Source organism: Gammaproteobacteria bacterium (assembly GCA_011682695.1).
Classification (GTDB): Bacteria; Actinomycetota; Acidimicrobiia; order Spongiisociales; family UBA4744; genus BMS3Bbin01.
In genome coordinates, this window is the sequence record JAACED010000006.1 from 1 (window position 1) to 12,554 (window position 12,554).

The 12,554-nt window shown below is 63.9% G+C and carries 12 protein-coding genes; 3 read left to right on the plus strand and 9 right to left on the minus strand.

Annotated features, from left to right (window positions below; all coding sequences use genetic code 11):
- The coding region (locus GWP04_01795) for a hypothetical protein (protein ID NIA24281.1) at positions 1–909 on the plus strand (909 nt) is incomplete at its 5' end.
- 86 nt (positions 910–995) lie between these two features.
- On the opposite strand, the gene GWP04_01800 is transcribed toward GWP04_01795, so the two are convergent.
- From GWP04_01800 to GWP04_01815, 4 genes are all read right to left on the minus strand, one after another.
- Positions 996–1,712: a 1-acylglycerol-3-phosphate O-acyltransferase gene (locus tag GWP04_01800; protein ID NIA24282.1), complete on the minus strand. Its 717-nt coding sequence runs from the start codon at positions 1,710–1,712 to the stop codon at positions 996–998.
- A complete protein-coding gene (locus GWP04_01805; GenBank protein ID NIA24283.1) occupies positions 1,709–2,443 on the minus strand; it encodes a 1-acylglycerol-3-phosphate O-acyltransferase in 735 nt (244 codons plus the stop codon). Before GWP04_01805 ends, GWP04_01800 begins: the two co-directional genes overlap by 4 nt.
- A 199-nt stretch (positions 2,444–2,642) precedes the next feature.
- Positions 2,643–3,377, minus strand: a complete 735-nt coding sequence (locus tag GWP04_01810) for a hypothetical protein (GenBank protein ID NIA24284.1) — start codon at positions 3,375–3,377, stop codon at positions 2,643–2,645.
- A gap of 32 nt (positions 3,378–3,409) precedes the next feature.
- Positions 3,410–3,973 (minus strand): YbhB/YbcL family Raf kinase inhibitor-like protein, encoded by a 564-nt coding sequence (locus GWP04_01815; GenBank protein ID NIA24285.1) that lies wholly within the window; start codon positions 3,971–3,973, stop codon positions 3,410–3,412.
- 176 nt (positions 3,974–4,149) lie between these two features.
- Between GWP04_01815 and dnaE the strand changes: the two genes are divergently transcribed.
- The gene (gene dnaE / locus GWP04_01820) at positions 4,150–7,494 is read left to right on the plus strand and encodes a DNA polymerase III subunit alpha (GenBank protein ID NIA24286.1); all 3,345 of its coding nucleotides are present in this window, start codon (positions 4,150–4,152) and stop codon (positions 7,492–7,494) included.
- A gap of 61 nt (positions 7,495–7,555) precedes the next feature.
- Here dnaE and GWP04_01825 read toward each other — a convergent pair whose 3' ends face one another.
- From GWP04_01825 to GWP04_01845, 5 genes are all read right to left on the minus strand, one after another.
- The gene (locus GWP04_01825) at positions 7,556–8,497 is read right to left on the minus strand and encodes a carbohydrate kinase (GenBank protein ID NIA24287.1); all 942 of its coding nucleotides are present in this window, start codon (positions 8,495–8,497) and stop codon (positions 7,556–7,558) included.
- A 30-nt stretch (positions 8,498–8,527) separates the two neighbouring features.
- A complete protein-coding gene (locus tag GWP04_01830; GenBank protein ID NIA24288.1) occupies positions 8,528–9,160 on the minus strand; it encodes a lysoplasmalogenase in 633 nt (210 codons plus the stop codon).
- Complete coding sequence (gene aroQ, locus GWP04_01835; GenBank protein NIA24289.1) at positions 9,157–10,314, minus strand: type II 3-dehydroquinate dehydratase; 1,158 nt, start codon at positions 10,312–10,314, stop codon at positions 9,157–9,159. The genes GWP04_01830 and aroQ overlap by 4 nt, the downstream gene beginning before the upstream one ends.
- A 145-nt stretch (positions 10,315–10,459) precedes the next feature.
- On the minus strand, positions 10,460–10,765 hold the full coding sequence (locus GWP04_01840; protein NIA24290.1) for a hypothetical protein: 306 nt from the start codon (positions 10,763–10,765) through the stop codon (positions 10,460–10,462).
- A 55-nt stretch (positions 10,766–10,820) separates the two neighbouring features.
- Positions 10,821–11,576, minus strand: a complete 756-nt coding sequence (locus GWP04_01845; protein NIA24291.1) for a lipoate--protein ligase family protein — start codon at positions 11,574–11,576, stop codon at positions 10,821–10,823.
- 80 nt (positions 11,577–11,656) lie between these two features.
- On the opposite strand from GWP04_01845, the gene GWP04_01850 reads away from it, so the two are divergent.
- The gene (locus GWP04_01850; GenBank protein ID NIA24292.1) at positions 11,657–12,484 is read left to right on the plus strand and encodes a hypothetical protein; all 828 of its coding nucleotides are present in this window, start codon (positions 11,657–11,659) and stop codon (positions 12,482–12,484) included.
- Positions 12,485–12,554: the final 70 nt, after the last annotated feature.

The window sequence follows — 12,554 nt, forward strand, 5'->3', positions numbered from 1 at the left end:
GTCGGAACTCTCGGCGATCTGGCTCGTCTGCCCAGGGCGGCCGTTCTCTCGAGGTTCGGGAACATCGGGGCAGCCGCACACCGGCTCGCCGGCGGAGAGGATCGGGTACCCGTCCCGCGGGAGATTCCACAGGATCTCGCTGTCGAGATACGGTTCGAAGAACCACTCCTGCTGCTCGAACAGGTCGGGTTTGCCGCTCGCACGCTTGCGCATCGTCTCATGGGCATGCTCGTTGCTCACGGGGTCGCTCCGCACCGGATCGAGATCTCGGCCGCCGCCGCGGACGGCACCGAGCGGCACCGGGTGTGGCGGAGCAGCGATCCGTTCGATGAGTCGGCGCTGACCGAACGGACATGGTGGCAGTTGCGTGCCTGGATCGAAACTGCGGGTATTCCGGGAGGGGTCGTTCGGATGCGCATTGCACCGGCAGACCTGTCTGGGGAAGGTCGACCGTTGACCCTCTTCGAGAACATCGCCGTTCGGATCGAAGCAGAGCGTGCCATCGCTCGCGTCCAGGCACTCGTCGGGCCCGACGCGGTCCTTCAGGCAACACCTCGGGGAGGGAGAGCTCCTTCTCAACGGGTTCTCTGGCGGCGATGGGGTGAGGAGCAGCCTCGTACACATCGAGACGAGGTGCCCTGGAGAGGAGCGATTCCCACCCCGTCTCCCGCGTTGGTCATCCCTGATCCGCGGCCGGTTGAGATCGAATGGGATGCCGGCATGCCGGTGCGTGTGCGGTTGCGAAGCAGGTGGGAGAGCGTGCTCTCATGGGCGGGGCCATGGCGTGTGACGGGACGATGGTGGGCCGGCGAGGCCGCTGCGAGTCGCTACCAGATGGTCACTTCCACCGGTGCTCTGCTCTGTGATGTCCGCGAGGGGAAAAGCTATCTGGCCGGGCTATATGACTGAGGAGGCTCGCTTCGCGAGCCGCAACTGCTATTCGGTACTTGGTGCCGCCAGAGTTGCTGCCAGACCGCGGGGCGGGTATGAGGAGTTCAGCCGCCGAGCCGTTCGAGCGATGCTGCGATCCAGGTTCGTACCCGATCCCGGAGGTCATCCACGTCGGCGAGTGTGAGGCCGGTCGTCTTGATCGGTTCGCCGATCTCCAGTTTGACCGGACCCGGGTGCATCATCTTTGCTCCTGGCGGCCAGATGGCGTTTGTTCCTTCGATGGCAACCGGCACGATCGGCAGTCCCGTTTGGATAGCGATGACGAAGGGTCCCTTCTTGAACGGTCCCAGATCACCGGTCTTGCTGCGAGTGCCCTCTCCGTAGATGATGATCGATCTGCCGCGCGCCACCGCTTTGTCCACTTGTTTGTTGATGTAGTCCATCGATGGCTGGTCCCGGTCGACTTTGATCATGCCGAATGCCTTGATGGCGATGCCGAATATGGGAACCGAGTACAGCTCCTTCTTGGAAAGGAAACGAAGGGGTACTGGGAGGGCGAGGAAGTGAATCACCGGATCGAGGTTCGACTGGTGATTGCCGACGACGATGTATGAGCCCGACGGGTCAACTCGATCTGCACCTTCCACCTCAGGTCGAACGTTAAGCCCGACGAGCCAAAGGTGTGACCAGAACGTGGCGAAACGCTCCATCCAGGGGCTTGCCGGGTTGATCCACCCGATGATGATGAACGCCGGAGTGACGATCAACGTTCCCAGAAAGATCAGAAGGTACGTGATACCGGTTCTAATGACATCGATCATGGGTTCTCCCGGGAGAGTTCGTCGAGGGTGTGCTGAATGACGCCTTTCGTCTCGTCTCTCAGGCGGCTGATGTCGTCGTCGGTCAGTCCGGCAGTGGGGATGGGAACTCCGATGGACACGATGATCGGTCCTCCGTCGATTCTCTTTCGATTCGGAACCCAGGCTTTGCGTGCACCGTAGATGGTCGTCGGGAGGATGGGAAGGCCGGTATGGATGGCAATGGCGAAGGCACCCCGTTTGAAGGGGAGCAGATCGCCGTCTCTGGTCCGGGTTCCCTCCGGATAGACGATGATCGACTTGCCGAGCTCTGCAACTCGTAGCGCCCCTTCTTTCACCTCTCGGTAGGAGTTGTGTGACCTCCGGTCGACAGGCACCATGGACATCGCCTTCAACGCCCATCCCAGCAGCGGCGCGGAGAAGAGCTCCTTCTTCGCGAGGAAACGGATCGGTACCGGGAGAGCAAGGAAGTGCGCCATGATGTCGAGCGTGGATTGGTGATTGGACACCACGACGTATGAGGTATTGGGGTTTGCGTTCTCGACTCCCCGAATGTCGAGGTGCGTGCCGGACGGCCACAGGCAGGCCTTGGCCCAGGCGCGCGCGATCTTGTCGACCCAGGGGGAGTCGGGGCGGATCAACCCGACGATCGTGACGACAATCGAAGCTATCGCCGTGACGAGCAGCCCGTTGACCACCGTTATGGTCGTGCGGACCGGAGATGGCAGCCTCATGGGGCGGCAGCGTAGTCGAAGCGCGTAGGCGGGAGACAGGATGCTTCGCGAGATCGTCTTCCTGGCGTTCCTCGGCCTCCCGTGGCTCGCAGCTCTACCCGATCGTGTGCCTCGGGCCGCTGGAAGCTGGACGGTTAGTTCTCAGTAGTTGACGCGGCACCCTCTTGCCGGGAACGCGCTGATGACTGATGACTGACACCTACCGTCCGACGTACTCGAGTGCCTCGGCAATCGTAGGCAGTGCCGCTTCGGCGAACAGAGCATGACCTTTGCTGCTCGCGTGAAACAGGTCGGGGGACCACAGGGTGAGGTCTGTACGGAACGCCTCGGCGGAGTTCCACAGCGGCACTTTGAAGACATTGGGCCGATGCTCTGCAACCTGGGCATGGGCCCGGTCGGCGGCACGCCCTCTGGCATGTGCGGGCTGCCTGAGGAGGAGCGGAAGGCGAGGGATGCTGCCCATGTCGCCAACGCCGGAGAGCACGATCGCTCCGGCCGAAGGTGCGAGGGCATCCACGATGGAAGCCAGCTGCCGATGGAACCTCGCGATGGGGACGCCGTAAATCATGTCGTTGCCTCCGACCGATACGATCGCAAGGTCGTAACGACGTTTGAGTGCCTTCGGGACCTGATCGGCCAGCACGTCTCGTGCCTTCGAACCGCCGATGGCGAAGCTGTCCAGCGTCACGCGGAAGCGTTGTCCGAGTTCGCGTCCGATGCGCTGGATCCAGATGTCTTCCGGGTGCTCGAGCCCCGGGCCGGTGCAACTCGAGTCGCCGAGGACGACAATGGACAACTCCGCCAGGTCGGCATCACCGAAGACCCCTGATGCGTCGCTTCCTCGGAAGCTTGGCAGGTTGTGCCGCTTGGTGTATGCCGTTGCCATCGACCACGCCAGCACCATGAAACCGGCGGTTCGCAATGTCCTCCTCATCGGCGGGAAGCTACCAGACGAAGGGGTGACGGCTATCGATGGTAGGTGCCGATCAGCTCGGTCTGATCGATGACGTGGCCTGCGAATGCCGCCTCGACGTCGGCCTTGGTCGCGGCCGGCGTCAGGGTCAGCGTCGTGTCGAGGGCGAAGAGCTTGAAGAAGTAGCGGTGTGTGCCGATCGGGGGACAGGGTCCGCCATAGCTGTTGCGGCCCCATGAGTTCTTGCCCTGAACGGCGCCGGCCGGGACGGAGCCCTCGCCGATCTCGCGCGTCGCTGGATCGATGTTCCAGACGACCCAGTGGTCCCAGACCATCTTGGGCGCCTCTGGGTCTGGAGCATCGGGATCGTCGACGAACAGGACGAGGCTCCGGGTGCCTGGCGGGATGTCGTTGATCTGTAGTGGTGGATTCACGTCGAATCCGTCGCATGTGTAGCGCGACGGGATAGGCATGTTGTGCAGGAATGCAGAACTGGAGAGGCGCATGATTCCTCCTTGCGATGTCGTTGTGCTGGGGTTTGTGGGGAGCGGATCTGTGTCCGGGGCGCATGCAGGGGCAAGCAGGGCGATTCCCAGGATGATGCTCGCTGCACGCATGCGTCTTCCTCCATGATCAACTTACAGAGTTTCCGGACAGATGTAGAGCCCAGGCCTGGTTTCTTCCCGAGGAGGCCCCGGGGGACGGGGGAGGGTTTGGCACGCATCTCGGCGACCCTGCTCCACGGACCGAACATACGTTCGATAGTATGGAGTGGGTACGACAGAAACGAAGTATGACTTACGCAGAGCTGCACTGCCACACCAACTTCTCTTTCCTCGACGGCGCTTCTCCTCCCGAGGAACTCGTGGAGCGGGCTGCGGCGCTTGGGTACCGGGCACTGGCGGTCACCGACCACGACGGGTTCTACGGTGCGGTGCGGTTCTCTCAGGCTGCCCGCAGCGCCGGCCTGTCCGCGGTATACGGGGTGGAAATCGGGCTTGCCCGCGGCGATCCCGACCCAGGGGCGTCGCACGCGAGGACGCAGGACGAGGACATCGCGAGCGGTATTCCTGGCCGACGGAACGGCGCAGAGGATGGTGGCCGAGACACCAGGTCCCGCCGGCGGGGTCGGACCAGGCGGATGCACGGCACCAAGCCGGTGGATACTCCACAGACCGACCATCTCGTACTCCTTGCGCCGTCGGCGGACGGCTACGCGGCGCTGAGCCGATTCGTGACCCGAGCCCAATTTCGCGGCAAGAAGGATCGTCCCGTCTACACCTGGCGGGATCTCGAAGAGGCGGCACGAGAGGGAGGCCTGTATGCGCTGACAGGCTGCCATCACGGAGCGGTGCCCAGGGCGTCCCAGGCCGGAGATGTGGAGGGAGCGTTGCGCGAGGCCGCGCGTCTGCGGGAGGTCTTCGGATCCAGGCTGCACGTCGAGCTGTGGCATCACGCGATGCCGGAGGACGATCCCCGCAACGATCTGCTGTGGGATGTTGCCCGACGGCTGCAACTGCCGGTGGTCGCCACCAACAACGTCCACTACGCAGACCGTAGCGACGCAGATCTCGCCGACGTATTGGCCGCCATCGGGGGACGGAGAAGCCTCGATGACGCAGATGGGTACCGCTCCGCCACCGACGAGCGGTACCTGAAGGACCCCTCCGAGATGGTTGGGCGTTTCGCCAGGTATCGAGGGGCGGTGGAACGCGCCGGCGAGCTTGGAGAGGTGCTCTCTTTCGACCTACGACTCGTTGCACCAAAGCTTCCCGATTTTCCGATGCCGGGCCATTTCCGTTCCGAGATGGAGTACCTGCGGTATCTCACCTTCGAAGGAGCCCGCAGCGCGTATCCGGGCTGCGACGGCGGTATCGAACCGCGGGCACGAGAACGGCTCGAACACGAACTCGACGTGATCGAACGCCTCGGGTTTCCCGGCTACTTCCTCGTCGTGTGGGACATCGTCAACTTCGCTCGTTCCCAGGACATCTACTGCCAGATCCGTGGGTCGGGTGCCGACTCTGCGGTGTGTCGTTGTATCGGCCTCACCAGGGTCGACCCGATTCGACTGCATCTGCCGTTCGAGCGGTTCCTCTCCGACGAGCGAGGGCGGCCTCCGGACCTCGACCTCGACCTCGAGGCCGAGCGCCGGGAGGAGGTCATCCAATATTGCTACCGCCGATACGGGCGTGAACGTGCGGCGATGGTCGCCAACGTCATCACCTACCGTGCCCGCTCGGTGCTGCGCGATGTCGGCAAAGCCTTCGGACTGACCCAGGCACAGGTGGATGGCCTGTCCAAGTACGTCGATACTCGCAATCCGGCGAAACTGCGACTGGAGGCGCCGTTGCCGGCGGGAATGACCGCCGAGTTCATCTACGACGTGTGCCACCGACTCGACGGATTCCCCCGACATCTCGGCATCCATTCGGGCGGAATGGTGATCGCCGATCGTCCCCTGTGGCAGGTCGTCCCCATGGAGTGGGGCCGGATGCAGGACCGGTCCGTATTGCAGTGGGACAAGGACGACTGCGCCGCGATCGGAATCGTCAAGTTCGACCTCCTCGCTCTCGGCATGCTCAATGCCCTTCACCTCACCGTCGACACGATCGCGGATACGCACGGCGTCGCCATCGACCTGGCCACGATCCCGCAGGAACCGGCCATCTACGAAATGCTCACGACAGCGGACACGGTCGGGATCTTCCAGGTGGAGTCCCGGGCGCAGATGGCGACCCTTCCGAAGATGAAACCGAAAACGTTCTACGACCTCGCAGTGGAGGTTGCGCTGATCCGGCCCGGACCGATCCAGGGCCAGTCCGTGCATCCGTACCTGCAGCGCCGCAACGGTGAAGAGCCGGTCCGATACCCACATCCGCTGGCAGAGTCGATTCTCGCCAAGACCCTCGGGGTGCCGATCTTCCAGGAGCAGTTGATGGAACTCGCCCGGGTCTGCGCCGGATTCGACGGCAGCCAGTCTGACCGGTTGCGATCGGCGATGACCCACAAACGCTCCGATGAGGCGATGGAAAGGCTGCGTACCGAGGTTTTCGCCGGGATGGAGCGAAACGGGATCACCGGGCGAGCGGCGGATGAGATCTGGGAGAAACTCCAGGGGTTCGCCAGCTTCGGGTTCCCCGAGAGTCATTCGGTGAGTTTCGCCTACATCGTGTACATGTCCGCCTGGCTGAAGTATCACTGGCCGACCGAGTTTCTCACCGGTTTGTTGAACGCCTACCCAATGGGGTTCTACAGCCCCAATACGCTGGTGCAAGATGCCCAGCGCCACGGTGTCGTGGTCCTGGAACCGGATGTGAATCGTTCCTTTCACGACTGCACCGTAGAGCCGTATGACGCCGATCCGGACGAGGTGGTGACGTACTACGGCAAGTCGTGGCGATTGGGAAGGGGAGCGATCGACGATCCCGTTCGTGCTGCGGTCGCACTGCGGATGGGGCTGCGGTACGTACGGAACCTGGGGGAGGAGGAGATCGGACGAATCGAAGCTGCACGATTGATCGGTGGTGAGTTCCGGGACGCACGGGACTTGGCGCAGCGCACCGGCCTGTCGGTCGATGCGTTCGAGGGGTTGGCTGCTGCGGGAGCGCTCGGATCGCTCGGCATGTCCCGCAGGGAAGGGCTGTGGGCGGCCGGGGCGCTCGCGGAGATCGATCCGGAGCGGCTGGCGCTCGCCCCCGGCGTCGACGCTCCCATGTTGCCCGGGATGAACGATGTCGAGCTGCACCGGGCAGACCTGTGGGCGACAGGCGTGTCGCCGCGCCACCCCGTCGAGTTCGTGAGAGAACGGCTCGACGAGCAGGGATGCGTCCGCATCGCAGACGTATTGGGGCGCCGCCGCAACGGATGGCGAACTCGAGTCGGCGGGATCGTCACACACCGGCAGCGCCCTGGTACGGCAAACGGGGTGGTGTTCTTCAACATCGAGGATGAGACGGGGTTGCTCAATGTCGTCGTGCTACCCGAGGTGTGGCAGACCAATCGCGAGACGGCCAGGCGCCACGTGGGGTTGGTGATCGATGGGGTCGTCGAGTATCGAGACGGTGTCACCAACCTGGTGGCACGCGGGTTCACTGCGTGGCCGGTCGAGGGAATCCGGTCCAGGGATTTTCGGTGACGACATCGACTCTCGTCTATGCCGGCAGCACCTCTTCCTGCCGGCATTGACGAGACCGGGCTCATCCGATCGACGCGTAGATCTCCCGGCGATCGATCACGCCCGGGAGCGGCCCGACCGCAGCGAGTTTTCGTGCCGCGACCTCACCGGCGAATCGGACGCTGCGCTCGAGATCATGCCCATCGAGCGTCGCTACGAGAAAACCGCCCCAGAACGAATCACCCGCGCCGGTCACGTCCCGCACCTTCACCGGCCGCGCAGGGACGTAGAACTTCCGGCGGCCATCCGAGGCGATCACGCCGTCGGCCCCCATCGTCAGCACCACCGTGCTTGCGCCCATGTCGTGGAACCGGTCCACATAGAGACCTGGCTCGACATCATCGTTGAAGAGGCGGCGGCAGTCGTCGAGGGAAGGCTTCACGAAGGTCGTTCGGGTGAGCAGCCCCCTGATCACGTTCAGTGCCTCGTTTCGCTGTGGCCAGACGATCGGGCTGTAGTTGGGGTCGAGTGACGTCAGCCTTCCGTGTTCGGTGGCCAAGGCGAACGCGCGTTGTACGGCGACTCGCTCCGGTTGGCGCGAGAGGGCAAAAGCGGTCGAATACACGATCCGAGATCGGCGGATTGCATCGGCCGGAATGTCGCCGGGACCGAGCTGCGCATCACCGGCTCGCAGTGCCTCGAAGTCGGGTGTGCCGGTCGTGCGGGCAACGAACACCACGGTCGTGTGGACACGGTGATCCATCAGGAGATAGTCCGTATTGACCCCGGACGCTCTCAACTCGGACTTGATGAACGTACCGAACGCGCCGATGCCCACCTTGGCGACGACCGCGGCCGCGCCGCCCAGTTTCGCAACGTTCACGGCGACGTTGGCGGCAGAGCCTCCTTGGTACCGGCGAAACAATTCCACCTCGCGCAGATGCTTGGCAGGCATCTCCGAGATGAAATCAACGAGGGCCTCTCCCACGGCGAGGAGATCCAGGTCACCGTTCGGGATGATCACACGGTCAGAGTAGCGGGTGGTCGCGCACTCTCAGACCGATATCACCGACCAGGCGATGAGGAGCTGGCCGGTGTAGTAGAGGGGCAGACCCCACACGCGATTGACGAAGCCGGGGGCCACGAAGCGGTCGCGGGCAACGGAGAGGTCCGAGAGGTAGAACGCAACGGCGCCGGCGAGCAGCATCGGCGTCGCTCCGGATGCGGTCGCTCCAATCGCAACGACGAGCATCGTCGAGATGACGGCGACGTAGCCGATGACCGGGCCGACCATTGGAGGCGGCAGGTGGGGGCGCAGCCACACGAAGATCAACGCGGCAACGACGAGTGCGACGCTTCCGGCGACAAAGGACACGCCGGTGTCGATGCCGAGCATCGCGAAGCCGACGACATAGGCGACATGCCCCAAGAGAAACGTGATGAGACCACCGAGGAACGCGGCCTGTGATGCGCCGAGCAGCAGCACGTCACCCGCCGCTCCGAGCATGAGACCGAGAAAGATCCACGTCCCGTAGTGCGTGTCGAGTGCACCGGCGTTCAGGGCAACTCCGAGGAACCCGGCGGACGCGACCGGCTTGGCGACGTTGCGAAGGGTGACGTTGTCACGCTCGCCGGCGAGCAGAACTATCAAGGCCAAGACGGTCATGGCAGTGAATACCCAAGTCATGGCAGCATCTCCGCGAGCCGACCGGCAATGTCGGACCAACCGGCGCTCCGCTCGTCGATGAGGCTCATGTGTCCGGTGGATGCAAGCTCGACGTATTCGACATCCTCTCCGGCCGCCCGGGCCGAATCGACGTAACGGCGGCTGTAGTCGACCGGGACGGCGTCATCGTCGGTCCCGTGGACGATCAACTGGCGAGCTCCGAGCGGAGACATGGTTGTGGGTGATGCCTGGGCGATGGCCGTCTTTGACGTCGCGTCACCCATGAAGGCGGCCACGGCATCGGAACCGAGTCCGTCTCGCAGAGCTGCAGCGAGGTCGGTGATGCCGGCCAGTGAAACCAGGAGTGCCGGTGTGACTGCATCGGTCCGAACAGAGGAGGCAAGCGCGAGATGGCCACCTGCCGAGTGGCCGATGACAGCGACCTGGGATCGGTCGATGTCGGCTTCGAGAAGAGTGATGTGATCGATTCCTTGTGCGACGTCGAGCACGGTTGCCGGCCATCCCCCTCCTTCACCAATCCTCCGATACTCGAGGTTCCAGGTGGCGAATCCCCTCTCTGCGAGGTCGACCGCCAGACCATCCATGAGGTCTCTGGTCCACTGCCGCCTCCAGAAACCACCGTGCAACAGCACGGCGATGGGATGCGGTCCGGGTCCTTCAGGGAGCCGCAGGTCTCCGACCTGGTCGGGACCTTCTCCGTAGGCAAGGACCTTCGGCGGAACTCGGTGTGCAAAGACGAGGTGACGGAGCGCCCACCGGTATCCCTGGATTCCGCGGCCGTAGATGGTTGCGGTGCAGGCGGGAGCGGTCACCGAGATGCTCCTCCACGGTTCTCGTTCCTTGATGTTGGAGATGTGGACCTCGGCCGTCGGAATGCCGGCAGCTTCGATCGCGTCACGGAGCGCGTAGGAGGTGTGTGCGTAGGCGCCTGGGTTGAGAACGACGCCGTCGAACACGTCACGTGCTTCGTGGAGGCCGTCGATCAAGGCTCCTTCGTGGTTCGACTGAAAGGTCCGCACTTCGACCCCCAGCTCGGTACCCCAGGATCTGCAAAGGGCCTCGAGGTCGGTGAGCGTCGTCGTACCGTAGATCTCCGGGCTGCGCGTGCCCAGCAGATTCAGGTTCGGTCCGTTGATCACCAGGATGCGTTGCATGGCGTAAGGCTATCGAGTTTCCCGGCCACCGTGACGATCGGAGACGTTTGACACGGAGATCACGACGTCGAGGGGCGGCGAATCGACATGGGGTGTTTGCGGGTCGAGGATCGTGATCGGACTCGAGAGACGCAGTGTGTCAGGTCTATTCGAGCTTCCTTCTCGAGAATCGGGGCGTGAGCACGATGATGGCGACTGCCACCGGCAGCAGCAACGCTGCGAGGCGCGGCCGGTACAACAGCGCGAGCCCGACGGCGGCCAGGGGAATGGCGATCCGCGCGCGCACCCTGCGCAGGTCAGGGAAGGCGAGCCAGACGGCACCGAAGAGGACACCGACCCGGACCGCCATGCCTGCGGCGAGACGGGTGGGTTCGTCCACCGACGGTGACAGCATCACGACCGTTCCGCCGATGAGGAGGACCGTCACGATGGCGCCGAGGACGGCTCTCATGTGTCACCATTCGACATGGAGACGGAGCGTACCCTGCACACCGCGGCCTTCGAGTTCATGATTGTGGGGCGTGAGCCGGACGGTGGAGCGGCTCGAGTTCCGAGGCGAGAGCGAGTGTTGCTTCATCCAACCTGGCAGGCTCGAGTGTGTAGCCGGCCTCGAATTGGTCGAGGATGGCACGTTGGACGTCCGCCGTCGTGATACCCGGAGTGGCAGAACAGAGGTCTCCACTCGTTGCCGGGTTCCATTCGATGCACAGAGCTTCGTATACGGGGATCAGCACCTCTGCCACCTGGTCACCGCCGGAGACGACGACGACCCCGCCGATGTGCGCGGCTCCCGACACGATCCGTTGGCCCACCCCCATGACTTTCCGTGTTCCACCGATGTTCACACTGTGGGCTCCCGGGCAGTACTCGCCGGGCACTTCCCCGACGTGAGCATCGGCGCCGAGGACACGGAAGGCGTCGACCATGATCGTGCTGATCTCCTGGAAACGTTCATTGATGCCGGCGCGAGGGTCGTCGACGGGGACCGTCCACGAGAACGCGATCGTGCCGGGATGGAATACCGCGGCACGTCCTCCGGCGAGTCGCTCCACGGCGCCGAATCCGGAAGCCAGGGCGGCAGCGACGGCCCGCCGATACCCGGGGTGGACGGCGTCTCTTCGGCCGAAGGCTACGACGGAGCCGGGTTTGTGCAGACGCAAGACCGACTCTCGTTCCCTACGAGCGACCTGGAGGAGCAAGGCGTGGGAAATGGCGGTGTCCAACCCGGGCGGGTCGGGAAACCCGGCATCCATGAGCAACATCAGCGCAGTATCCCAGAAACACGTTCCCCTAACAGTTCTCGAACATCCATGGCGCACAATGGCTGGAAAGGAGGTTGTTGATGCAACGTGTAGCCAAGATCGGAATCCTGGTCCTGGTCGTCGTAGGACTTCTCGTCGGAGGCCTCACCGTGGCGGGAGCAGTCGAGGGCGACCATGCGACGGCCGACCAGACGCGGATCGTGACGGCGCTGCGACCGCTCATCGACGACGGAACCATCACAGAGTCCCAGGCCGAGGCAGTCGCCGGACGGCTTGCTCCGATCATCAGGTCGGAGAGGATCCGTCGTGACACGGAACGTTTTCGAGATCGGGCGATGGCGGTGGAGCGCAATGTCGCCGACATGCTCGACATGACGGTGCCCGAACTCGAAGACCAGCTCAAAGACGGTGCGACTCTGGCGCAGATCGCGGAGAGTCGAGGGTCGAGCGGCGAGGAGATCGTGGCCGCACTCGTGGGTGAGCTTTCCGAACGCCTGGCCGACCAGGTCGCAGAAGGGCGGATTACGCAGGAACAAGCCGATGAGATGGTTGCCGCCGCAACCGGGCAGATCACCGATCTCGTCGAGTCGTCGCATCCTGGGCGAGCGGCGCTCAGAGAACATCGCGCTCGGCTCGCCAGGCTCGGGGCGCTGCGCATCGGCGCGGACGTCTTGGACATGACTCCGCAAGATCTGAGAAGTGCACTCGAGAGTGGTCAGAGTCTCGGCGAGATTGCGCAAAGCAGAGGTGTCGACGAGGACGCACTGATCGATGCACTGCTCCAGCCGATTCGCGAGCAGGTTGCTCTGTCGGTCGAACGCGGGCGCATCGACGAAGATCGTGCAGGGGAGATACTCGACCGGGCGGTCGAGAGGGTCCGGAATCTGGTGGCAATGCACCGGGGGTGAGGAGAACATCCTGACCGCTCATCGAGCCGGCGCGGGATGCTCCGTAGGGAGCGCCGCGGCGGGCGGGAGC

Bases quoted from the DNA above. Each gene is read 5' to 3' on its own strand.
- GWP04_01800 (NIA24282.1), bottom strand. From the start codon at position 1,712: ATGATCGATGTCATTAGAACCGGTATCACGTACCTTCTGATCTTTCTG.
- GWP04_01805 (NIA24283.1), bottom strand. From the start codon at position 2,443: ATGAGGCTGCCATCTCCGGTCCGCACGACCATAACGGTGGTCAACGGG.
- GWP04_01810 (NIA24284.1), bottom strand. From the start codon at position 3,377: ATGAGGAGGACATTGCGAACCGCCGGTTTCATGGTGCTGGCGTGGTCG.
- GWP04_01815 (NIA24285.1), bottom strand. From the start codon at position 3,973: ATGCGTGCAGCGAGCATCATCCTGGGAATCGCCCTGCTTGCCCCTGCA.
- dnaE (NIA24286.1), top strand. From the start codon at position 4,150: ATGACTTACGCAGAGCTGCACTGCCACACCAACTTCTCTTTCCTCGAC.
- GWP04_01830 (NIA24288.1), bottom strand. From the start codon at position 9,160: ATGACTTGGGTATTCACTGCCATGACCGTCTTGGCCTTGATAGTTCTG.
- aroQ (NIA24289.1), bottom strand. From the start codon at position 10,314: ATGCAACGCATCCTGGTGATCAACGGACCGAACCTGAATCTGCTGGGC.
- GWP04_01840 (NIA24290.1), bottom strand. From the start codon at position 10,765: ATGAGAGCCGTCCTCGGCGCCATCGTGACGGTCCTCCTCATCGGCGGA.
- GWP04_01845 (NIA24291.1), bottom strand. From the start codon at position 11,576: ATGTTGCTCATGGATGCCGGGTTTCCCGACCCGCCCGGGTTGGACACC.
- GWP04_01850 (NIA24292.1), top strand. From the start codon at position 11,657: ATGCAACGTGTAGCCAAGATCGGAATCCTGGTCCTGGTCGTCGTAGGA.